The organism is Vagococcus entomophilus, from assembly GCF_003987595.1.
Taxonomy (GTDB): Bacteria; Bacillota; Bacilli; order Lactobacillales; family Vagococcaceae; genus Vagococcus_E; species Vagococcus_E entomophilus.
In genome coordinates, this window is the sequence record NZ_NGJZ01000002.1 from 262218 (window position 1) to 285899 (window position 23682).

Genomic DNA, 23682 nt, shown 5'->3' on the forward strand with positions numbered 1-23682 from the left:
ATTACAGAATAATTGGGGAAAAACAGTAAGATAATCCTATTTTTTTGTCAGGAAATATAGGTAAAATAAAGATAACAACGGGATAAGAGGTGTTAATATGTGTGAAAAAGAAATTTATAATTATCTAAAGGCGAAAGATAGTGAAGAAGCACTACTAGAGGAGTTGGTTCAATATTTTGAAGAAAAATTTGGCGAAAAAATTTCTAAACGAGAACAGTTTATTTTACTATCACAAATAAAATATAATAAAAAAATCGCAAAAAAGTATATCAAAATCAATAAATGTGCGAAAATAGTACTATATTTAATGAAAGAGCGAACAGAAATTTAAGAAAACAAAAGGAGTAGTGTAATGAATTTTAATGATTTTCTTGAAGAAGATGGACGGTTCAAATATTACATTCTAGAATTGTTGGCTAATAAAGGGAATTCATATTTGTCGGTTGGGAAGCTAATGGATATTTTATTCCTGTCAAAGTATAAAGTAAGTAATTATCTACGTGAAATTAAAGCAGATTGCCATACGTTAAACATGGATGTACAGCTCACAATATACGAAAGTGGCGAAATTATTTGTGAGAATATTTTACCAAGAGAAGTTCGGTTGTTGCGTCTTCATTATTTGAAACAATCCAATTTATTTAAGATATTTGAAGCCTATTTATGCGCCAAAAGTGAAGTCAATAATGAATATTTGATGACAAAATTATATGTCGGTCAGACTAAGTTTTATCAGTATCGTTCGGAGCTGATCAAACTGTTAGAGGAACGACAAATTAAAATAGTCAAAAATCGACTACAAGGGAAAGAAGAAAACATTCGCCTATTTGCTTTTGAAGTTTATTATTATTTTTATAACGGCATCGAATGGCCACTCGAAGAAAATAAATCAGAGGTCAAAGAAATTAGTGTATTCGTGTCTCAACTGTTTCGGCTGTCACTTGCACCAACTAAAAAAAGTAAGCTAGATCTATTTTTATCTGTTCAAGTCGTACGACTAAAAGCACAAAACTTTTTGAATACGGAGTTACAAACGAACTTTCAAGAAAAATACTTTGATCAATGGAATCGTGTCGCGCTATTTTTTAGAAGGAATTTTCAACTTTCAGAAGAGTTTTTGCGAAAGGAAGTAGATTTTCTGTTCTCATTTTTAGGTATTCAAGAATACTTGGCCAAAGAGATTGCGATAAACATCGAGACTTCTGATGAAAGAATAGAAGCGGTGACAGCGGGACTTATGAAAGCTGTAGAAGAAAGTCATTACCTTCAATCAGTTGAAAACTTACACAGCTATTTACCAGAACTGGAAATGGCTTTACGTAGAGTCAATCAAAAGCTATTTACTTTTTACATAGAGCCGACAACTTTTATTTCGGAGGAACAAATTACTTTTTTTGAAGAAAGTTATCCTATTTTTCATGAAATTATCTATCACTTTTTAGAAAGTATGCATCGAAAATATGGGTATGATTTTAGCGATGAAAAGAAGACGAACTTGTACTATGATTACATGTTTGTTTTTCTGGATCAATTACCTGTGGATATTTTACCTGATAAAGTGTATATATGTATCGATTTTTCTCAAGGTTATGCGTATGTTCGCTATATTGAAAAGATGTTGGGCTATTTTTCCAATTTAAATATTGTGATTGAAAAGAAAGTTACGAGTCATACGGATATCTATATATCTGATTTTCTTGATTTTTCGCTTATCTGTGAACAAATCATCTGGAAAAATCCACCGATTGCGCTAGACTGGGAGCGATTAGGAAATATAATTATTAAAATTAAGGGGGAAAAAGTATGAAAATGAAATGGGTTTCTGGGTTGTTGGTTGCAGGAATTTGTTTTAGTCCATTGGTATTTTTACAAAAAAGTGATGCGATTATCTTCCAGTTAGCAGAAAAAAAGCAGGCACAAACAGAGAAGCTAAAACATTTGCAAAAAGCAAATAATGTTGTGGTGCAAGGAGAGGGACAACTAAAACTTGTAAAAGAAAATGAAAAAGAAAAGACGAAAAAGAAAACTCATTTTGAACAAGTCGAACAAAACGTAGCTACTACATTGCAGGCAATGATGATTGAACCCTCAAGTTCCCCAAGTACTGAGCTTGGTAAAGTGTTTTCTAAGTTATCTGGCGTCTCGCTATACGGAGAAAGAGAAGTCTGATGTAGTAGTTAAAATATGAAAGGATTTTTTTATGAAGCATGTCAAAATTGGGGCTTATATAGCTTTTATGTTGTCGATGATTTTTGTGATTGGGTGGCAAGTTCATGTGGTCGCGGTCACGGATTATGGGAATCAATACTTAAAACAAGCGACGTTAGAGGACCAAATAGGTAATGTAAAAAATAGTTATGGCTATGATGAGCAGATGCAAAATAAGTACGAATTTGAATTTCCAGACAATGTAATGATTAAGGCAGGCAATACCATGACGTTGTTTCTACCGCCACAATTGAAAATTGGAAAAGCAAGTTCGTTTTCAATAAAAGATTCTGTTGGGGAAAAAATTGCCGAGGTAAAAACGGATGCGACAACTAAAAAAATACTAGTAACCTTCAGCAACTATTATGAAACACATAAAAAAAATAGAAATATGAGTTTTAAGCTGTATACGAATTGGGATCATTCAGTAATAGTTGGTGGAACAGAGGTCACAGTAGATTTTGAGAAGTTTCAACAAAATGTGTATATTGAGCCAATAAAAGCAATCGATTCTAATGAAATGATCGCACAGTGGGGAGAATTTGATCAAGAGGACCCGACATTAATTCATTGGAGGACCCGTCTAAATTTTAAGGGAGAAAATATTTGTCAGGCACTTTATCACAATGAGATAGGGAATCAACAGAAATTGGTATCAAAGTCTATTCAAGCTGATATAGGTGAATTTGATCAATATGGGACATTTCAAGCACAAGAAGCAATCGATCCTACATTTATTCACGAAGAGGACGAACGAAAATATTTTGATATTGAAGTCCCTTCTTTAACAAGTGGGATACTTGTGAGGTACGATACGCGAGTCTCAAAAGAAAATAGCTCCAATATGCGCTACTGGACTAAAGGCCACCTATTGGTCCATCACTGTTACTTTGATACAATAGGTTATTCTTCTATGGAAGGAGGGCAGGGAGAAGGAAGCGGAGAGCAGACGAACGAATATCAATTAAAAATAATTAAGTATGACCAATCAAATACTGGGATTAAGTTGCAAGGAGCAGAGTTTAAATTAGTAGATGCTACTGGAAGGACGGTTGCTAAAAACGTTGTGACAGATATGCAAGGAAATGCTGAAATAATGGATCTGGAAACTGGGGAGTATCAATTAATCGAAACTGCTGCACCAAAAGGTTATCAATCAGCACAAAAACCGGTAACAGTTAGTATAAATCAAGATCAGCCAAAAGAAATAGAAGTCCCTGTAGGTAATCAAAAGAAGAGCGGCTCCGTTCGCTTAACTAAGCGAGATGAAAAAAGTCATAAAGTGTTACCAAATGCAATTTTTGAACTTAGAGATAGTCAAGGGAAGACACTGAAAAAGAATTTGAAGACGGATGAAAATGGTCAACTAAGTGTACACAACTTAGTTGATGGATCTTATCAATTCGTGGAGACAACTGCACCAGCAGATTATCAAATCGATCCTACACCGCTCAGTTTTAAAATAGAAACAAGTAAAAGTGAAACAGTTGAGTTAACTAAAACGAATAAGCCAAAAGACAAGGTTACTCCACCAACTCCGATACCAGACACTAAACCAACACCAAATCCAATACCAGAACCACAAACGGGAAGTGTTTATTTGGAGAAAACAGATCAGCAAACAGGCCAACCATTAGCAGGAGCAATTTTTAGATTAGAAGATGAAAAGGGGGGCACTTTGCAAGAAGGACTAATCACCAATGATACTGGAAAGATAGAAATCCAGCATTTGGCGGTTGGAACCTACCAATTTGTTGAAACGCTGGCTCCTTCTGGCTACGTTTTAGATGCAGCTCCAATTTCTTTTTCAATTACGCCGAAAAAAAAGAATGCCAAGCTTAGCAAAACCAATCGCCCAATCAAAAGAAGTGTCATTCTTGAAAAAAAAGACAAACAAACAGGAAAAGGGTTACCGGGAGCTATTTTTAATTTGAAAGACTCAATGGGGAAAGTGATACAAAAGCATCTTGAAACCAACCAAAATGGCCATATTATACTAGATAATCTTTCAAGTGGGAAGTATGAGTTGAGTGAGGTGAAGGCACCAAAAGGCTATCAACTAGACTCCACTCCTATTGCCTTTCAAGTGACAGCTAAAAGCAGTGAAACGATTAGGTTGATAAAAACCAATCAAGCGATTAAAGGGAGTGTCAGACTGACTGGAAGAGACGGGGAAACAGGACTACCACTTGTAGAAGGGGCTTTTTACTTGAAGAAAAAAAGTGGAGAAGTGGTAGAAAAAAAATTGAAATTAGACAACAATGGACAATTAGTTATCAAAGATTTACTACCTGGGGATTACGAGTTTATTGAGAGCAAAGCACCAGCTGGATATGAAAAATCAGCTGATCCGATTGATTTTACGATTACGGGAAATGAAGCGGAGCAAATCAACGTAGAAATCACTAATAAACCATTAAAAGGAAGTGTGTCACTGACAAAAGTCGACAAAAAAACCGGTCAGCATTTGGCAAAAGCAGTCTTTTCGTTAAAGACAAAAGCGGGTAAAATAGTGCAGAAAAACTTAGTGACGAATCAAAATGGAACACTTACAATAGAAGATTTAGTACCAGGAGAGTACCAGTTGGTTGAAGTGAAAGCACCAAAAGGCTACAAACTAGATCAGACACCCATCTTTTTCGAAGTGAAAAAAGCAACACAATAATAAAAAAATTCAGTAACTATCCATCAAGTACTACTCAGGAACACTCAGAAGAAAGTGAAGACTCATCACTAGTCATTGCATATTTCCTTTATTTAATAAGAGGATGTATACAATGACTTTTTTTCAGTGAGGCTAGACAATGTAGCAACAGAGGCGTAGTTTATTTAAAAAAAACCAAAAGTTATAAAATAACACACTAATTTTTGACTTTTCCCCAAGAGTTTGATAGCTTTAAACATAGTAATCTATAAAAAGAAAAGCTTGGGAATAAGAGTTTCGTGAGGAAAAAAAGAGTAAGGAGAATAGAATGTTAGAATTAAAAAATATAAAAAAATATTACAAGGTTGGAGAAATTACAACCAAAGCATTAGATGGCGTTTCAGTTTCTTTTCGTAAACAAGAATTTGTAGCCATTCTGGGCCCAAGTGGTTCGGGTAAAACAACAATGTTAAATGTGATTGGTGGTCTGGATAATTATGATTCAGGCGACATGGTCATCAATGGTAAGGAAACGAAATCTTTTAAAGACTCCGATTGGGATGCATATCGCAATAATTCAGTTGGGTTTATCTTTCAAAGTTATAACTTGATTGGTCATTTAGGAATTTTGGATAATGTTGAGTTGGGTATGACTTTGAGTAATGTTTCCAAACGTGAGCGAGAAGAAAAAGCACGAGAAGCTTTGACAAGAGTGGGACTCAAAGATCATTTAGACAAAAAACCTAATCAGCTTTCTGGTGGGCAAATGCAACGTGTAGCAATTGCTAGAGCATTAGCGAATAACCCGGATATTTTACTTTGTGATGAGCCGACAGGTGCACTTGATACGGAAACAAGTGTTCAAATTATGGAGTTGATTCGTGAGTTATCAAAAGAAAAATTAGTGATTATGGTTACACACAATCCAGAACTGGCTCATGAATATGCCGATCGAATTATTGAGTTTGCTGATGGGAAAATCCAAAAAGATTCTAATCCGCATCAAGAGCAACCAAAACCAGACCAATTTCAATTGACACATACGAAGATGAAATTTTGGACAGCATTGAAGCTTTCTTTCAATAATATCCGAACGAAGAAAGGTCGGACGTTTTTAACCTCGTTTGCTTCAAGTATTGGTATTATTGGAATTGCCGTGGTTTTATCGCTTTCAAGTGGGTTTCAAACACAAATTAATAAAACACAATCTGAAACATTGTCCAAGTTTCCAGTAACGATTTCTAAAGTGGCAACAGATCAAACCGAGGCTAGAAAACAATCAGGAACCTCCAAGGGGACCTTTCCGAAAAGTACAGAGGTGACTGTCAAAACTAGTGCGAGTGACAAGGCGCAACATACCAATAAAATTGATCAAAAATTTGTAGATTATGTTAATAAAATTAATCCGGATTTAAGCAACAACATTGGGTATACGCGATTGGTCGGGATGAATTTGCTGAGAGAAGTAGACGGAAAAGCCCAGGCTGTAAAACTTTCTAATGACTCAAGTAGCAAGTCAGGGCAATCAATGTCATCTGCGATGAGTACCATGGCAGGCGTAGGTGTATCTTCATTTCCTCAAGAGCTTGAAAAAGGAAAAGGGAACTTTTTGAAAGAAAATTATAAGCTGCTTCAAGGATCGTATCCAACAAAAGCAACTGACATCGTACTGATTGTTGATAAAAATAATGAGACAAATATCAATTCACTCAGAAACTTAGGGTTTGATGTGAAAGAAGATGAAAAATTATCGTTTGATAAAATTATTGGCACGAGCATTAAACTAGTTAATAATAATGATTATTATACGAAATTGCCAACAGGGAACTATATTCCAAATACGAATTATCAAGAGCTTTATAACAAGGCACAAGATGAACTGACGATAACGGCTGTTCTTCGAGTAAAATCAGATTCTACAATGGATTTACTGTCACCTGGTATTGCGTATAGTGATGAGCTTTCTCAAAAGATTATAGACGAGAATAAAGGTTCAGATATTGTAAAAGCACAAGAAAGCTCTGACACAAATGTCATGACCAATGAAAAACTAGATGCAAGTACCAAGGAAACAACCTTAGCTTACCTTGGGGGGAGCAGTATTCCTTACAGTATTATGATTTATCCTAATAACTTTAAGGATAAAGATCAGATTTTAGATTATTTAGATGCATATAATAAAGGGAAATCGAAAGAAAATAAAATTATTTATACGGATTTAGCAGGAACAATGACCGAATTAACAGGTGGTTTGATGAGTGCGATTACGTATGTACTGGTTGCTTTTGCAGGTATTTCATTGGTAACAAGTATGATTATGATTAGTATTATTACGTATACTTCCGTGATTGAGAGAACTAAAGAAATAGGTGTACTTAAAGCACTTGGAGCAAGGAAAAAAGATATTACACGTGTGTTTGACGCCGAAACATGTATTTTGGGTGTTAGCTCAGGGACACTAGGTGTCGTAATTGCTTGGCTTGCAACGTTCCCAATCAACAGTATATTATACAGTATGACCAACTTAAAAAATGTAGCACATTTGGAACTATCAAGTGCACTCATTTTGATTCTTGTTAGTACAGTTCTGACAATGCTTGGTGGGCATATTCCAGCAAGAATGGCTGCAAAGAAAGATGCTGCAATTGCACTAAGAGCAGAATAAAACAGAGGTTGGAGGGAGCAATGTTTCGCTCCGAGAAATAAGAAGTAGCCTCTTCTCACTGCGTTTATTCAGATAAAAAAGCCTAGGACATAACGAAACAGTTATGTCCTAGGCTTTTTTTTATAAGCAGAGTTGATAGGCATCACGTGCATTATCGACATAGTCTTTGACATAGATAATGCCACGATATTGAAAGCCATTCTTCTCCAAGAGATGTTTCATACGCTGATTAATCCTATGTGTATCTGCGCGTACTTGCCGAAAACCCAATCGATAACTTTCACTAATCAAGTGCGAGAGAAAAAATGTGGCGAGACTCATACCACGATAATTAGAAGAAAGTGCAATGCGGTGAATAGTTGTAAAGGGTTGTTCCTCTTTTAGCCAACTTCCCTCTTCGATGTGTTGATAATTTTCATCAGGTGTTTGTTGTAAGGCCGCTGTTGCGACAATCTGTTTGTCTACAATTAAGACATAGCCGAACCCCTGCTTAATATCCTGAGCGAGAACCTGTTCATTAGGATAGCCGTTTTGCCACTGGGGGCTGTTGTCTTTTGCAAGTAAAACTTTTGCTTCGTCGATGATATGCATCATAGCGGGGATATCTTGTGGTTGTGCTTGCCGAAAATAGATGGTTGTCAAAGCAATCCCTCCTTTATTTTTTATAGTTTACTATAGATAAAATAAAAGTGGCAAGAAATAGGGGCTAAAAATATTTTGTCGAGCCTTTTCCTAGACTTTGATTAATCATACAGCAAATAAGCGTGTAGCTATTTCTGCATCAAAAGACTGTGTTTGACGTTACATTTTTGATGCATTTTTTTTTTATACTTCATTTAGCAAACGAAGAAAGGAACTTAAAAGAGGAAATGAAAGAAAAAAGGAAAAAATTAGAAGCGTTGGATTCACTAAGAGGAATCGCTGTTTTGATGGTGATTGGCTATCATTTATACCCAGAGTTTGTGAAAGGAGGATTTTTGGGAGTCTCTTTATTTTTTGTTTTGTCTGGTTTTTTGATTACATTAACAAGTGAAGCTTCTTGGACGAGAAGTACATTTACGATTACTGATTTTTATTCCAAACGTATCCGCAGAATTTATCCGGTTCTGGTGGTACTCTTTGTTGCAAATGTATGTATTTTTACTTTTGTGGATAAGCAGTTATTAGGTGGCATCCGCTCTGAGGGAATTAGTTTTTTTCTAGGATATAATAACTGGTGGCAAATTATGCACAATGTATCCTACTTTCAAACGAATGGCTTGAGTTCACCGTTTAAGCATTTGTGGTCGTTGTCGATTGAAGTGCAATTTTATTGTTTATGGCCCATATTTTTTTTAGGGTATAAGAAAATTTTGGGAGAAAGATTTTTATTCAATCGAATTGTATGGATTGGTATTGGAATTTCTGCTGCGTTATTATTCATGCTTTATCAGCCGGGGGAAGATCCCAGTAGAGTATATTACGGGACAGATACCCGTATTTTTTCGATTTTATTAGGTTGTTTAATGGGTGAAAATTATCAATTATACACAGGTGGCTTTTCAAAGGAAAGTAAGGAAGAAAAATATCTTCAAGTTGCCTTGCTCTTTTTGGGGCTAGTCGCATTTTTCTTTACAAACGAGAACTCACCATGGACCTACAGAATTGGTTTATTTTTGACCAGTATCTTGTTTGCAGTCGTCATTTTGTTTGCAGTAGATGTCAAAAGTTTCACATATCGCTTATTGAATCAGTCTTTCTTAAAATGGATAGGAAAAAGAAGTTATGGGGTGTACATGTATCATTTCCCTATTTTAATTTTGTGGAAAGCTTTTTTTGGAATGAAGATTACGGTTTTAGAGGCGGTTCCATTAGTATGCTTGATTCTAGTCAGCGCGGCATATTCATATAAGTATATGGAAGAACCTATTTTGACCCAAGTAAAGTGGTATGGCAATAGAAAGGAAGTTTTTTTTGATGAGATACAAAAATAAAAGAAAAAAAAATAGGTTATTCTTTGTGATCGTTATTTTCATAGCAGGAGTTTTTATATACGGTATTTTTGGTGCGCCACGTAATATACTTGGAGGAGATCAAGCAAAAATCCAACAGGCGCTAAACGACAACGAGAAGTATATCAATGATAAAACTGGGGGAGATCATGACTCCACTAAGTCTTATAAGCATTTGGTAGCAATCGGGGATTCTGTCATGCTAGGTGCCGCAAAAGATATGATGGACCAAATGCCTGGCATTACAGTAGATGCGAAAGAGTCCAGACAGCTGTTTAGTATTGAGGCGATTTTAAAGAAGGGGAAAGTTGGGGAAAAAGTTATTATCGGTCTTGGAACCAATGGGGTTTTTGACGAAGATACTTTTGTAGAAGAAATGGATTTATTAAAAGATAAAAAAGTTTATTGGATTAATCTTTGTGCCCCTACTACTACATGGGAAACAAGTATCAACGAAACAATCAGTGAAATGGGAAAAAAATATAACAATTTGACGATTATTGACTGGAAAAGTGAAGGCAGCAAGCACCCCAAGTGGTTTTATGAAGATCAAATTCATTTAAATATGGAAGGACGAAAAGGCTATGCAGCATTTATCAAAAAAAGTATCGATCAATAAAAGATTAGTAGATTGAGGAGTGAGAGTATGGGAAGACGTGTAAACCAGAAACGAAAAAGAAAAAGAGGTAAAAAAGTATTTTTGTTCATTTTATTAAGCTTACTTGTTGCAGGGACTGGCTATGCCATGCATACGTATCAGGAAATGGATAAGGTTTTAAAAAAATCATATACTAAGTTAAATGTAGGAAAACAAATCAATCAAAAAGAAGCATCTAGTATGCAAAAAAAAGCGTTCTCTGTTCTGATTATGGGATTGGATGACGATGAAAAAGATGAACGAGGACTTGGCTCAAGTCGAACAGATTCAATGATTTTGGCTTCCGTGAATCCAACAAAATCTGAGGGTAAAGTGGATATTACAACGGTTTCGATTCCAAGAGATACCTATTTGCATATTAACAGTACAAAAAAGGAAGGGTATGCTAAAATTAATAGTGCGTACATGTTAGGAGGCAATGAATTAGCGGTTAAAACGGTCAATCAGTTACTCGACACGCCAATTGACTATTTTTTGACCGTTGATTTTCATGTATTGGTTAAATTAGTAGATGAGTTAGGTGGAATAACAGTTGATGTACCGTTTGATATTTACGCGAATTATGCTAGCTCAGAGGATCCAAATTCTGGAGATTTGTTGATTCCAAAAGGCTCGCAACATTTAAATGGTGCGCAAGCTTTGGTATTTTCAAGAATCAGAAAAGTTGATGATGATATCAAAAGAGGAGAAAGACAGCAACAAATCGTTCAAGCTATTATTGCAAAAGTAGCCAATATAAAAAATATTCCCAAGATGGATCGAATACTTAGTTCATTAAATGGACACTTTAAGACAAATATTAAAACAAACGAAATCATGAGTTTGTTTAAAATGACATTTGACAAAAAAATTAGCTTAGAGCCTTTAGTCTTTAAATGGGAAGGAGGCAATGCAGATACCATGTTTGGACAACAGGAAAGCGTGGTTTATTTATACAAAAATAGTTTAGACTATGTTCGACACAAACTATTAGTTAATTTGGATTTGGAAAAGTCTGATCAGCGTGATCAAAAAAATTATGAACCGAATGAAGATGGGACTGTCTCAGAAAAAACACCGAAGATCGATAATAATTGGGGAGGGAATTATTGATGGACCGGATTTTATTAGTGGAGGATAATGAATCAATTAATTATTTGGTAAAATCAAGTTTGGAAGCAGTAGGATATACGTGTATTCCTGCTGCTGATGGTGAAGTTGCTGCTGATTTAGTCGAGCAGGAAGCATTTGATCTAGCGATTGTAGATATTATGTTACCGAAAATAGATGGGTATGAATTAATTCGCTACTTTCAGGAGTTTCAGTTGCCAGTCATCTTCTTAACTGCAAAAGACAGTTTACAAGATAAAGTGAAAGGGCTTCAACTAGGAGCAGATGATTATATTGCGAAACCTTTTGAAATTGTAGAGTTACTTGCAAGAGTGGAGGCAGTCCTTAGAAGATTAAAGGGGACGAGAAAACATCTGATTTTTGGAGAGATTGAGCTAAGTGCGAGCGCGCATACCGTTTTTGTTAAAGGGGAGAGAATTAGGTTGTCTCCCAAAGAATTTAATCTCTTAGAAATATTAATGATTAACAAAAATATAGCCTTGTCTAGGGAGTATCTGTATCAAAAAATTTGGGGAAAAGAAGAGTTGGATGATTCTAGAACGGTAGATTTACACGTTCAAAGGCTTCGAAAAAAAGCACATTTGGAAAAATATATTGTGACAATTTCGAAGTACGGGTACCGAATGGAGTGGGACGGGTGAGGTTATCATTTAAGATTTTTTTGTCGACCTTTACAATTATTCTGCTAATTTTTTCAATTAGCTGTTCAATTGCACTAGTCTATGTCTTCAATCAAAATTATCAAAGTGAAAAGAAAAAAGCACAAGATGAAAATAAGGCATTGATTTCACTCATCAATAACCAGTTTCAAAGTAATACGCTCTTTAGTTCCTTTAATTTTGATGGAAATATAAAAGAAGTAGCAAAAGTAATCAATCAATCTTCAGGTTATCTTTTTAAGATTGTAGATGAAAATGGACAATTACTATATGCTTCAACAGAAGTGAGGAATATCCCTAACCAAAAAGCCTTGTATGACAAAAATTATGATGAGCAAAAAATAAAATTAGTTGTTCAAACCGTGCATTATGTAGTAGTTGCTTCACGGATTAAGTTTCGAGAGGAATCGCTTTACATTGAAAACTATCATCCGGTTGAAGAAACTTTCAAAAGTAAAGCAGTGCTGATAAACGGATATTACAGATTACTTTTGGTCATTATTTGCCTAGGGGCAATCTTGATTGGTTTAAGCTCCATGATACTTACAAGAACAATCAGTAGTCTTTCAAAAACTTCACGAAGTATTATTAGTGGGAAATTTCATGAGCGGGTCGAGGTAAAAACAAATGATGAAATTGGGCAACTCGCCAAAGATTTTAACGAAATGACGGATAAGCTCGAACAAAAAATCGATGATGTGAAGCAAGCAAAAGAAAGACAAGAAGAATTTATGGCCAGCTTTGCCCATGAGGTAAGAACACCGCTTACGTCTGTCATTGGATATGCGCAAATGCTTCAAATTAATAAGATGAATAAAGCGGAATCAGAAAAAGCTTTATTTTATATTTTATCAGAAGGAAGACGGATTAATCGCTTGTCCAACAAGCTATTGGAGTTGATATTGCTTGAAAAAAATAAATTGGTATTAGAAGAATTGAGTACAGCTGTGATACAAGAAGATATAGAAAATTTTTTAAAAGGAATGTTTCAACAAAAGGCTTCATATCAAATTGCGTTAGAAGCTGGAAAAATCTATGCAGATCATGATTTGCTCAAGATTTTATTGACCAATGTTCTCTCAAATAGTTTGAAATTCTTACCTGTTGAAACGGGCAACATCACAATCAATGGAAAAGTATTGGAAAAGGGATATGAAATAGAAATAATAGACAATGGCTGTGGCATTCCTGCAGTTGAGTTGGAAAAAATCAGAGAACCATTTTATCGAGTGGAAAAATCTCGGGAAGGGAAGAATGTTGGATTGGGGCTTTCAATTGTCCAAAAAATCACAGAAATTCATCAAGCAAAGTGGCAGATTATCAGTCAAGAAGGGCAGGGAACGACGGTTGTGATTCGATTTTTTGAAGGAAAAAAAATATGAAGAAAATTTATTATGGGCTCGCTCTTTTATTTTTAGTCGTTGTAATAGTAGTGGGGTTAATTTTGCCAACAGAAGTTTTCAAGTGGTATTCCTGGAAAAAACTCAATGAGGTATCGGTTGGGAAAATGACCATTCATGAAGAAAATCAAAGTCAAATGTTGAGCCTAAGCGAGAAAATTTCCATTCAGTTAAAATATAAAAATACACTCAATACAAATGTTTCACAAAACATAAAAAAACAAGACAAAGTTTTAAAAGAACAGTTAGAAAGAAAAGTGAATGAATTTTTAAAAGAAGTAAAAGGAATAGACATTAAAGTCAATGTCTATTCTTGGAGCAATGCTTTTTATATGGAAGATGGAAAATTTAATAAAACTGCATTATTTTGGTTAGTTGATTTTTCAGCGGAAGGAATAACAGGAGTTGTCGAGATTGAGGACGCTTCTGAAAAAGTTATTATGTTGAGTGAGTATGAAACCATTCAGCATTCTAGCTTGACAGCACAACAAGTTGCTGAAAACTTTGGGAACTACTTGGGTTTTAAGCTTAAAAATCAGCAAACTACTGAGCAGAAGTGGGAGGAAACTGATTTACAAAATATTTATTTTTATAAAGAAAAAAAGCATGCTGTCATCTATAAAATTATTAAGGATACGAACTATACCTCCATAGCAGCTCAACTAGAAAATGACGAATAGAACGTATTTGAAATTAACAATTTCGCAATATCGTGCTAACATCTATAAAACAGTGTATGGTTAGACTAAGAACAATTAGTACAAACAGTTTGTAGCAATGTGCAACGAGGAGGAGGCAGAATTGTTAGATTTCCGAAATCAAATGGTAAGATTAAAATGGTCATCTGTCGGAAGTTACGCTATGGCAGCGGTAAAAATGGGTGTGGCATTCTTTTCTTTTTCCATCTTTCTAGGGATTAATGCATTGTATACAGTCGTTGTAGGAATAGGAAAGCATCAGAGCGTTATTGGGATGATGGATAAAAAAAAACATGGGGCACAGTATTATTATAAAAGGATTGGTGGACTGATATTTTTAGCGAGTCTTCTATACCTCGCATACACGTTTAAATTGTTTTTTCTCAACCAAACCGTACGTTACACTAATATCAGTGCCATCACTATCGCCACGATTACATTTGGGGAAATTGGCGTAAGCATTTACGGTATTATTAAAGCACGAAAAAAGAATGATTTACTAATGAAGGCTGTTAAGTTATTGAATTTGTCCTCTGCACTTGTAGGACTTGTTTTAACACAAGCTGCTATTCTCTCTTTTGCAGAAACGAAGCCTTACAATGGATATAACGCTATATCTGGCTTTTTATTTGGAGGAATAACGCTAGGAATTGGACTGTGGATGATGTGCGAAAAACGTAAAGAAGAACCAGAACACAAGCCAGAACCGAAACCTCTAACGAGCCAACAACAGCACAAAAGTCAATAGCACTAGACTGGCAGGAGTCTGGTTTTGGTAATAAAAAATAAACTTTGAAGAAAGTCGTGAATCGCCACGGCTTTTTTTATTTCTCATCATTGTTATGTAAAATGAAGTACAAAAAAAATTGATGAAAATGATAGTTAACATTATAATTTAACTATTTTGTTATGATAAGGAGGTAAGCTATCTGGGAAAAAGAAAAAAGCTGAGTCTATTTCAACTTGTCTTAAGAGGCCAGGTAGAATAATTGAAAGTATACCAAGTAGTAATGCTCCTTTTTATTATGATGAACGTAAGCCTTCTTTATGAATCTAGAAGGTTGAAGAGATACTATGAATTGAGCAATAAAAAAGACAAAATTTCAATAACACGAAATTTTGTCTTTAATTTTAGCGGATGCCATCTAAGTAAAAAATTTGTTTAATAGTTAGAAATGAACAATTCCAGCAACCGCATCATCCATAGAAACATCTCGTTCGTGGAATGAAGTTCCTGACCAGTTTCCTTCATAAATATGGAAAGTTCCATTTGAATTAACAGCAGTTATGTAAGCGACATGACCATATGGAGGAGTATAGTAAGGAGGAACTCCTTTGAACGAAACGACAGCTCCAGCTACCGGAGTCATATCCACTTTGATCCCCCGTGCCTTAGCATTTGCAGCCCAATCTGAACCGTTTCCTAAATAGTTGAATTGGTCAATGCTAATGCCTTTGTAAGCTAAAATTCCAGCAACAAAACTTGTACATTGCTGTGCTGGATAGCTCCAACCACCAGTATTAAAGCCATTAATACCTGCTTCTTTGATTTTTGCTAAGTCTGGATCTGGGTCTGGTGTTGGAGTATCAGAAATCACCAATCTATTACCCAAAGCTTTTCGACTAAGCCAAACTGGTTCCCCACCAATGGTTAAGCAAACGTTAGTATCATCAAGATAAGTAACTGCAAATTCGCTTTTCCCAAAAATAAAATAAGAACCTTTATGTAATGTTTGATCAGCTAACGGTTTGCCCGTTTTGTCAGTTGTTGTTAACGGACCCACTGGGATATAATTATTATAGTCGATTGGTGCAATTGCAATGCTGTTATCCACCACATACCAATTTCCATTCGATTGTTGCTCTAAACTACTCACATTATAAACCCCATTGATATGAGCGGTTTGTTTGCTTGAAATGAAACTCATTTTTTTATTTGAGAGGGGATCAATAGACTGGGCAAAAGCTTGATTTGTGTGAATAAATGCTAGTGGAATGAACAATGTGACGATAAAAGCGGTAAATAGTAATAATTTCCTCTTTAACATAGTGAACACCTCTTCGATTTTTATTATTGTGAACAACCCTAATTATACTTGAAAGCGTATACAAAACAAGCGTTTTATTTAATTCCACATGAATTTCTCTTTTATTTTTAATGTTAAATGTTTGATTAGATTCTGTGCTACTAATCCTTTTATGCATTTTGCAAAGTTGTACGATTTAACAGCAATCAGTACGCAATTTTTCTCCTTAGATTCAAAAGATAGTCTTTATCCAAAAAAAAGTGTCAGAGCGATTCATAGTGGATGAAATCTTCTTAAAAGCTCAAAAAAGAGAAAGTTAGTTGGACAAACCAGCTAGCTCTATCTCAAAGTCATATAGAGTATTAAATAAATTAAAACAGCAACATTTCACTTTAAGCGAGAATGACTTATTCTTAAGAGGAAAGTTTGCTGTTTTTTTGCTTGTCCAACTTTATTTTTCGACTTATAAGCATAATAGTGACTATTAATCAAATGGCAACATTTTAACAGTAGTTCAGTAACAGATATTGGATAAGATAAGGTCCTAAAGACAACGAAATGGAGTGGAGAAAATGGCCAATTTAAATAAAGTAACAAATGAAAAAATAAAAAGCGAAAAGATAAGAACCGGACAATCGTTTCTTTACCGAAAAGATGGGTTTGAAAGTATGGTGTTTGAGATTAATTTGAAGCAAAAAATTAGTGGCGTATTACTTCAGCAAGCTTTTGCCCAAGTGATAGCGTGGTATCCGTATTTGACCCAAAAATTTGTCGAAAGGCAAGGAGACTTTTATTTGGTGGAAAATACCGTTCCGTTTTGGATTCGAAATAGTGCAGCTTGCTTACCGCTTGGTGGATCCGCTACAGGGGGACATTTATTAGATGTACACTACCAAGAGCAGACGATTTATGTCGACTTTCATCATGGCTTGTGTGATGGACGGGGAATTCTTCCGTTTATTAGGGGACTAACCCGCTATTACATCGGTCTTTGTACGCAAGATGTCGAGCAAATTTTAAGGGAAAGATCGAACGACCAAAAAGCAGAATTTGAAACATTAGAGCCAGGAAATATCGAACTTTTGGCAACAACGAACAATCAATTACCTACGATTACAAAAAAAGGCTATTCATTGCCAGAAGCACGTGCTCAAAAAGAGCGTGTTAAGGAGAGTTGCTTGACGAAAGTAAGGATTAATGCCGATTCCCTATTGTCATTTGGAAAACAGATTGGGGCAACACCTGCGATTAGTATGAGTTATCTGTTTTCAAAAGCAATTTGGGCACAAAAGTTAGTCGATGAGGAAGATTTGGCGGTAGTTTGTAACTTGGTTTCAGACTTAAGAGGGGCCTCTCCGGTACTTGAACGAACGCACCGCAACTGTGTCAGCAGCTTACAGTTGCCCTATAATGGAAAAAATTGTGCGCCTAAGCAGTATGCACAAAAAAGCAGAGAAAAATTACAGGCATTTAAACAGCCAGAAAACTTGCGGAATGAATTAAAAAAAGTTCGTTCTTTGAGTGATCAATTAGATAAATTGCCAAGCTTCAAGCAAAAGCAAGAAGCACTATCTTTTTTTGATACCTTACTTACAGATACCTTTATCTTAAGTTATGTTGGACGGATGGAACTGAAAGAGGCAGAACCATATATTGAGAGTATTCATACGTATAGCAGTGGAACTAGAGGCGTCTCCATCGAGATGCTTGCCGTAGAAAAGGAATTTTATTTAGACATTATGCAAAGTTTTGAGCAGCAAGAGTACATACAGGCTTTTTTTGATCAGTTAGAAAAGTACGCCATTGAATATACAATTGAATCAACAAGAAAAGTCAAAACACCTAAAGATGACATTCAAAAAATAGCTAGTAATGAGTAAAAGGCACCGAACAACTAGCAGTATTCCTCCTGTCCAAAACTAAAAAAGCCCTCTTTCATTTTTATCTATTAACATTTTAGCAATACTTTGAAAGTATTCTATCAATATTGGGCGAGTATGCTGACAACTAAGGTTTGAACGAACATCGGAAAGATGCTACACTATGGGCAATTAAACTAGATGTTTTTTGAAAGTGAAAGCCTAAAAGGAGAATACGAGATGATTAAACTATTAGTTTTAGAAGATGATATTGCGCTCAATCAAATTGTGACAGCATTCTTGAGTATGCAAGGCTATCAGTCTAAAGGATGTACACAGGCTAACGATGCTTATGAAGCAATGTATAATGAACACTACGATCTCATCATTTCAGATATCATGATGCCCAATATAGACGGTTTTGAATTTGCCAAAACGGTGCGGAAGATCAACCCAAGTATCCCCATTTTATTTATGTCTGCTCGAGATGATATTTCTGCCAAACAAAAAGGCTATCAAGCAGGGATTGATGACTACATGGTAAAACCAGTAGATTTGGAAGAATTAACATTAAGGATTGAAGCACTCATTCGTAGAGCGAATATTGTGAACGAAAAAAAGATTGAGCTTGGGAAATTGGTTTTAGATGCAGAAGCCATATCTGCTACTTGGAATGGAACTGACATATCTGTTACGGTGCGAGAATTTAATATTTTGTATAAATTATTAGCCCATCCCAATCATGCCTTTTCAAGAGCACAGTTGATGGATGAATTTTGGGACTTAGATAGTACTGCAAGCTTGAGGGCAGTAGACGTCTACATTACGAAACTAAGAGATAAATTCTCTCAAGTAGAAGAATTTAGTATTGTAACTGTGCATGGTTTAGGCTACAAGGCGGTGATCCAGTGAGTCTTAAGAAGCGCAAGAAAAACCGGAAAATTAGCCGTTTTTCTTGGGTAGAGTTTATCTTATTTTTTACCTGTCTTGTGATTTTTTCCGCACTACCAGCTATAATGTATGGCTACGATACAGGCATTTTTGAGATTGCTGGCAAGTATTTAGGGTGGTATTTGCTGTACTGGGCTATTATGACAGCACTTTTTTGTGCTTATACAGCTTTTGAGAAGTATCGTACGTTTGACAAGCCACTGAACCAATTAAGTGATGCAACAAAAAAAGTAGCAGAAGGCGATTTTTCAGTTTACTTAAAACCTGTTCATACAATTGACAAGGCAGATTATATCGATCAAATGTTTGCTGATTTTAATCGGATGGTCAAAGAATTGGGCTCACTGGAAACGCTGAAAACAGATTTTGTATCGAATGTATCTCATGAAATTAAAACGCCATTATCAATTATCCAAAATTATGCGACTGCCTTACAAAGTACTCAAGTAGATGAAAAAATGAAACAAGAATATCTTCAAACCATTATTCAAGCTTCTCAAAACTTAAGCAGTCTAGTCACCAACATTTTAAGTTTAAATAAGCTTGAAAATCAAGGGATTATTTTACCTGCTGAGCCATATAATGTATGTGAACAATTGACAGAATGTATTCTCTCATTTGACTCGTTGTTTACTAAGAAAAAGTTGACTATTGAAGCTGAAATAGAGGATTGCGCATTTATTCGAGCGGATGAGCACTTGATTGAAATCATCTGGCGCAATCTGTTAAGTAATGCGGTGAAGTTTACCCCCGAGGAAGGAAGCATTGCCATAAAACAGTACTCAACGGACAACCAAATCATTGTTGAAGTCAAAGATAGCGGCATGGGTATGGACGAAGCAACTAGAAAGAGAATTTTCGAAAAATTTTACCAGGGAGATACATCACATTCCAAAGATGGTAATGGATTAGGGATGGCGTTGGTAGCACGTGTTGTAGATATGATGGATGGAACCCTAAAAGTCGAAAGTAAGTTGGATCAAGGGACAACTTTTACTGTTTGTTTGAATGCGTATTTGAATTAATTTTTTGTTTGCTAACTGAGAGACGAAAATTTTCATAGAGTAGCAACATTTTGGCAAAGATTTTAAAATATTATTTTAGTAAACTGAAACAAATAAAATAGAGGAGGAAATGAAATGACCCCAAAAGATCAATTTATCGGTTACGAATATAAGGACAAGAAAGTTCAAAAGAGAGTGTCCTCTATGATTATCGATGGATATGAAAATTTTGGCTGGAAACTGGATAGCAGTCATACGCCTGCGCATCCAGTAGATTCCGTTGAAATGAAGTTTAAAAGAAATCGGAAAATACGTAATAAGGCAGAATTAACAAGATTACAACGTCAATTTGATGCAATTGTGGAAGAAATTCAAAAGCTGGAAAATAAGAAGCAAAGTTTAGCGATGATTGTGGCGTTCTCAATTGGCGTTTTAGGGACCGCGTTTATTGCTGGATCCGTATTTGCTGTAGAGGCAGGTAATCACTTTTTGATGGTATTGCTTGCGATACCGGGATTCATTGGCTGGATTCTTCCGTATTTTACTTTTAAAAAAGTAGAAGCAGACAAAACGAAGCAAATCACCCCGCTTATTGATCAAAAGTACGATGAATTGTATGAAATTACAGAACAAGGGAATCGATTACTAACGGATTAAGCGAAAATGTGTGACGAAAAGAAAGGGGACATAAAGGATGCAGCTATTAAAAAAAATCGAGGGCAAAGAAGCCATTCAAAAAGTCAAAAAACTTAACCAGTTTGTCATCAAAATTCCTCAAGGTTGTAAAAAAATTTTGTTACGCTTAGGTGATCAAGAAGATAGTCGGTACTGCCGTTCCTATACATTCATTGATCGCGAAACCCTTGCAGCAGGAGAAAAGAATATCTGGTGCAATTTGACCCATCAGGTGGAGCGTTTCTTGATATCAAAACAAGGTAAGGAGCATTATCTGATAGAACTCCCCCACAGTTTGCTTGTTCAAGAGGTCTTTATGGTCTAACGTAAAAAATAAAAGCACCTAGCAGAAAAAGGTTTGTCCAATTTGTATTGGTCGCCGTCTGCTAGTGTGCTTTTTCATTTCAAATTGCTACTTTGAAGGAAAAACTGTGAGTGTTCGTGATGATAGGTGGTTTTAGAAAAATCAAAGGGTTCTCCAGAATTTAAATAAAAAAGTTCTTCAACAAAAAGGCCAGGAGAGCCAGTCTCAATTTCAAGTAGTTTGCTTTCAGCTTCTTTCATTTTTATGACGTGCAAGTATTTGTCAGAGAAACCAATTTTTAATTTTAAGGCCGATTTCAAGTAATTAAAAATCGATTCATTCGCAATTTCTTCATTTAAATAGGGGACAATACTACTTTTAAAAAAAGATTCTTCGATGCACAAGGCCTGTGCATTGATATACCGAATTCGTTGAACATGGAAGAGAGAATCGCCCGGCGCACAATTGAGGTATTCAGCAATTTCTTCTGTGGGAAAGATTTTTTCCACTCCAAGCACTTTGGTAGTAATTTTGAATTCTTCTAAATCAGAAGTGAATCCTTGATTTTCAAGCATATTAATGTAACCATATTTTTTTCTTCTACGGACAAATACTCCGCTTCCTTGTACTTGATAAATAACGCCACGGCTTTCTAAAATGGCTAAAGCTTTAACAATGGTGCTTTTACTAACTTTATAGCGTGCAATCAGCTCCTCAAATTTCGGGAGTTTGGTTCCTTGTTTTAAATTTCTTTGAAGGATATCCTGTTCGATTTCAGTGGCAATTTCGTTATATTTTAGCACGTTAATCCCTCCTAGGCTTAAGTTACCCCTATTGTAGCACAAAAAAATAAAAATGTAAGCGCTATTGACAAATTGTGAATGCACAATTATAATGAGTGTATACAATAAATAATTTAGAAAAATTAGGAGGGTTCGCATGAGTAAAGTAAGAGATTACACGCAATTATCAAAAGATATATTATCCGTTATTGGTGAGGAAAATATTGTAAGCGTTACCCGATGTGCCACAAGGCTTCGTTTAGTGTTAAAAGAAACGCCAAAAGATGCGAAAACAAAAATTTCTGCAATGGCCGGAGTAATCACAGTTGTGGAAAATAATGGACAATTTCAAATTGTGATTGGCCCACATGTTGGGGAAGTGTATGAGTCTTTCATTGGACTTGCAAATGTAAGGACAGATGGGGAAGACAAAGAGCCAAAAGGGAGCATTGCAAATCGAATTATTGCGACTATGTCTGCGGTTTTTGCTCCGTTTGTCTATATATTAGCAGCTTCTGGGATTCTACAAGGAATTTTAATTTTAATTAATCTGGTTAATCCAACCTTTTCAGCGACGGACACGTATCAAGTGTTTAGCTTTATCTCTTGGGCTCCGTTTACTTTTTTACCAATTTTTATTGCAATAACTGCTTCGAAGTATTTCAAGGTTAATACGTATATCGCCGTTGCCTGTTGTGCTGCACTAGTATCACCAGACTGGGCAACGATGGCAGGAAAAATTGCCTCTGGCCAGGGCATGAACTTTTTTGGTATCCCGTTGACGCAAACAACGTATACTTCGACAGTGTTGCCACCACTTATTTTGGTTTGGCTCCTTTCTTACCTAGAGAAATTTGTCTCAAAAAGACTACCAGGTGTGATTAAACCATTACTTACACCACTTATTTGTATTGTAGTGATGGTTCCGTTGACAATTCTTATTTTAGGACCGGTTTCATCTATCGCTGCGAGTGCGATTGCAAACGGATACAATGCACTAGTGAAAGTCGCACCTCCTTTGGCAGGCGCTTTGATTGGTGGATTTTGGCAAGTAGTGGTTATCTTTGGTGTTCATTGGGGCATTACGCCAGTCGTACTTGCTAATTTTGAAATGTATGGTCGTGATTCATTCCAAGCCTTTCAAACAATCGCGGTCGTTGCACAAGTCGGAGCTGTTCTAGGCGTATTTTTAAAAGCGAAAAGTAAAGAGCTCAAGGGTGTTTCCATGTCGGCATTTATTACGGGAATTTTTGGAATTACAGAACCAGCGATTTATGGTGTAACTTTACGCTTTAAAAAGCCTTTTATATTCGGCTGCATTTCAGGTGCAATCGGAGCGGTCGTGGCTAGCTTTTTCCAACCATATTATTTTGCTTACGCAGGTTTGCCAAGTTTACTTACAATTGTAAACGGAATCAGTGATAAAGTTCCAACTTCTTTTATCGGACTAGTCATTGGCTGTGCGATTGCGATTATTGGCTCCGTTACTCTTGTTCAAATTTTTGGATTTGGCGAAACACCAACAGAAGACCATGAAATTAAAAAAGAATTGGGTGGAGAAATTTCTGCGCCCAGTCAAGAAGCGACAGAAATTGTTGCACCGATTCAAGGAGAAGTTGTGCCGTTAAATGAAGTGCCGGATGAAGTATTTGCCAGTGGTGCGATGGGAAATGGGCTAGCTATCTTACCGGAAGCTAATAAAGTTTATGCGCCTTTCGATGGTGTAGTGACCACTTTAGTAGAGTCGAAGCATGCGATTGGTTTGACATCTACTAAGGGAGTAGAACTTTTGATCCATATTGGATTGGACACAGTAAAATTAGCAGGTGAACCTTTTACCTACTTTGTGGAGCAAGAACAAACCGTAAAACAAGGAGATTTGCTAATGGAAGTTGATTTAGAGGCCATAAAAAAAGCAGGATGTGCGACTTATACGCCCGTTATTGTCTTAAATAGCGCTGCGTACTCATCTGTAAAAACAGTAGAAAGTCGACATGTGATGCAAGGAAATCCGATTATCAAAATCAATTAAAATGTAAGGAGGAAA

The 23682-nt window shown here is 35.9% G+C and carries 21 protein-coding genes; 18 read left to right on the plus strand and 3 right to left on the minus strand.

The window, feature by feature from the left end:
• The first annotated feature begins 97 nt into the window (after window positions 1–97).
• The 5 genes from CBF30_RS07260 to CBF30_RS07280 all read left to right on the plus strand — a co-directional run bounded on the left by CBF30_RS07260 (window position 98) and on the right by CBF30_RS07280 (window position 7517).
• Complete coding sequence (locus CBF30_RS07260; RefSeq protein WP_126824446.1) at window positions 98–331, plus strand: hypothetical protein; 234 nt, start codon at window positions 98–100, stop codon at window positions 329–331.
• 21 nt (window positions 332–352) lie between these two features.
• A complete protein-coding gene (locus tag CBF30_RS07265) occupies window positions 353–1807 on the plus strand; it encodes a helix-turn-helix domain-containing protein (RefSeq protein WP_126824449.1) in 1455 nt (484 codons plus the stop codon).
• Window positions 1804–2169: a hypothetical protein gene (locus CBF30_RS07270; RefSeq protein WP_126824452.1), complete on the plus strand. Its 366-nt coding sequence runs from the start codon at window positions 1804–1806 to the stop codon at window positions 2167–2169. Before CBF30_RS07265 ends, CBF30_RS07270 begins: the two co-directional genes overlap by 4 nt.
• 31 nt (window positions 2170–2200) lie before the next feature.
• Window positions 2201–4873 carry a SpaA isopeptide-forming pilin-related protein gene (locus CBF30_RS07275; RefSeq protein ID WP_126824455.1) on the plus strand — a complete coding sequence of 891 codons (2673 nt, stop codon included), beginning with the start codon at window positions 2201–2203 and terminating at the stop codon, window positions 4871–4873.
• A 307-nt stretch (window positions 4874–5180) separates the two neighbouring features.
• Window positions 5181–7517 (plus strand): ABC transporter ATP-binding protein/permease, encoded by a 2337-nt coding sequence (locus tag CBF30_RS07280; protein WP_126824459.1) that lies wholly within the window; start codon window positions 5181–5183, stop codon window positions 7515–7517.
• Between the two features lie 120 nt (window positions 7518–7637).
• Here the strand turns inward: CBF30_RS07280 and CBF30_RS07285 are convergent, their stop codons facing one another.
• A complete protein-coding gene (locus tag CBF30_RS07285) occupies window positions 7638–8159 on the minus strand; it encodes a GNAT family N-acetyltransferase (protein WP_126824461.1) in 522 nt (173 codons plus the stop codon).
• Window positions 8160–8386: 227 nt separating this feature from the next.
• On the opposite strand from CBF30_RS07285, the gene CBF30_RS07290 reads away from it, so the two are divergent.
• From CBF30_RS07290 to CBF30_RS07320, 7 genes are all read left to right on the plus strand, one after another.
• Window positions 8387–9490, plus strand: a complete 1104-nt coding sequence (locus CBF30_RS07290) for an acyltransferase family protein (RefSeq protein WP_170168973.1) — start codon at window positions 8387–8389, stop codon at window positions 9488–9490.
• On the plus strand, window positions 9474–10127 hold the full coding sequence (locus tag CBF30_RS07295; RefSeq protein ID WP_126824467.1) for an SGNH/GDSL hydrolase family protein: 654 nt from the start codon (window positions 9474–9476) through the stop codon (window positions 10125–10127). The genes CBF30_RS07290 and CBF30_RS07295 overlap by 17 nt, the downstream gene beginning before the upstream one ends.
• Window positions 10128–10154: 27 nt before the next feature.
• Window positions 10155–11258 carry an LCP family protein gene (locus CBF30_RS07300; RefSeq protein WP_126824470.1) on the plus strand — a complete coding sequence of 368 codons (1104 nt, stop codon included), beginning with the start codon at window positions 10155–10157 and terminating at the stop codon, window positions 11256–11258.
• A complete protein-coding gene (locus CBF30_RS07305) occupies window positions 11258–11917 on the plus strand; it encodes a response regulator transcription factor (protein ID WP_126824473.1) in 660 nt (219 codons plus the stop codon). The genes CBF30_RS07300 and CBF30_RS07305 overlap by 1 nt, the downstream gene beginning before the upstream one ends.
• Window positions 11914–13317 (plus strand): HAMP domain-containing sensor histidine kinase, encoded by a 1404-nt coding sequence (locus CBF30_RS07310; protein ID WP_126824476.1) that lies wholly within the window; start codon window positions 11914–11916, stop codon window positions 13315–13317. Before CBF30_RS07305 ends, CBF30_RS07310 begins: the two co-directional genes overlap by 4 nt.
• On the plus strand, window positions 13314–14015 hold the full coding sequence (locus tag CBF30_RS07315; RefSeq protein ID WP_126824479.1) for a hypothetical protein: 702 nt from the start codon (window positions 13314–13316) through the stop codon (window positions 14013–14015). The genes CBF30_RS07310 and CBF30_RS07315 overlap by 4 nt, the downstream gene beginning before the upstream one ends.
• Window positions 14016–14136: 121 nt before the next feature.
• Window positions 14137–14781 carry a hypothetical protein gene (locus CBF30_RS07320; protein WP_126824482.1) on the plus strand — a complete coding sequence of 215 codons (645 nt, stop codon included), beginning with the start codon at window positions 14137–14139 and terminating at the stop codon, window positions 14779–14781.
• Between the two features lie 421 nt (window positions 14782–15202).
• Here the strand turns inward: CBF30_RS07320 and CBF30_RS07325 are convergent, their stop codons facing one another.
• The gene (locus tag CBF30_RS07325) at window positions 15203–16081 is read right to left on the minus strand and encodes a CHAP domain-containing protein (RefSeq protein ID WP_126824485.1); all 879 of its coding nucleotides are present in this window, start codon (window positions 16079–16081) and stop codon (window positions 15203–15205) included.
• A 551-nt stretch (window positions 16082–16632) separates the two neighbouring features.
• On the opposite strand from CBF30_RS07325, the gene CBF30_RS07330 reads away from it, so the two are divergent.
• The 5 genes from CBF30_RS07330 to CBF30_RS07350 all read left to right on the plus strand — a co-directional run bounded on the left by CBF30_RS07330 (window position 16633) and on the right by CBF30_RS07350 (window position 20874).
• Window positions 16633–17940: a hypothetical protein gene (locus tag CBF30_RS07330; RefSeq protein WP_126824488.1), complete on the plus strand. Its 1308-nt coding sequence runs from the start codon at window positions 16633–16635 to the stop codon at window positions 17938–17940.
• A gap of 219 nt (window positions 17941–18159) precedes the next feature.
• The gene (locus CBF30_RS07335) at window positions 18160–18831 is read left to right on the plus strand and encodes a response regulator transcription factor (RefSeq protein ID WP_126824491.1); all 672 of its coding nucleotides are present in this window, start codon (window positions 18160–18162) and stop codon (window positions 18829–18831) included.
• Window positions 18828–19895, plus strand: a complete 1068-nt coding sequence (locus CBF30_RS07340; RefSeq protein WP_126824495.1) for a HAMP domain-containing sensor histidine kinase — start codon at window positions 18828–18830, stop codon at window positions 19893–19895. The genes CBF30_RS07335 and CBF30_RS07340 overlap by 4 nt, the downstream gene beginning before the upstream one ends.
• Before the next feature lie 114 nt (window positions 19896–20009).
• Window positions 20010–20531 (plus strand): hypothetical protein, encoded by a 522-nt coding sequence (locus tag CBF30_RS07345; RefSeq protein ID WP_126824498.1) that lies wholly within the window; start codon window positions 20010–20012, stop codon window positions 20529–20531.
• Window positions 20532–20568: 37 nt separating this feature from the next.
• The gene (locus tag CBF30_RS07350; protein ID WP_126824501.1) at window positions 20569–20874 is read left to right on the plus strand and encodes a hypothetical protein; all 306 of its coding nucleotides are present in this window, start codon (window positions 20569–20571) and stop codon (window positions 20872–20874) included.
• Window positions 20875–20948: 74 nt separating this feature from the next.
• Here the strand turns inward: CBF30_RS07350 and CBF30_RS07355 are convergent, their stop codons facing one another.
• The gene (locus CBF30_RS07355; protein WP_126824504.1) at window positions 20949–21656 is read right to left on the minus strand and encodes a GntR family transcriptional regulator; all 708 of its coding nucleotides are present in this window, start codon (window positions 21654–21656) and stop codon (window positions 20949–20951) included.
• A gap of 136 nt (window positions 21657–21792) precedes the next feature.
• On the opposite strand from CBF30_RS07355, the gene CBF30_RS07360 reads away from it, so the two are divergent.
• On the plus strand, window positions 21793–23667 hold the full coding sequence (locus tag CBF30_RS07360; RefSeq protein WP_126824507.1) for a beta-glucoside-specific PTS transporter subunit IIABC: 1875 nt from the start codon (window positions 21793–21795) through the stop codon (window positions 23665–23667).
• Window positions 23668–23682 lie beyond the last annotated feature (15 nt).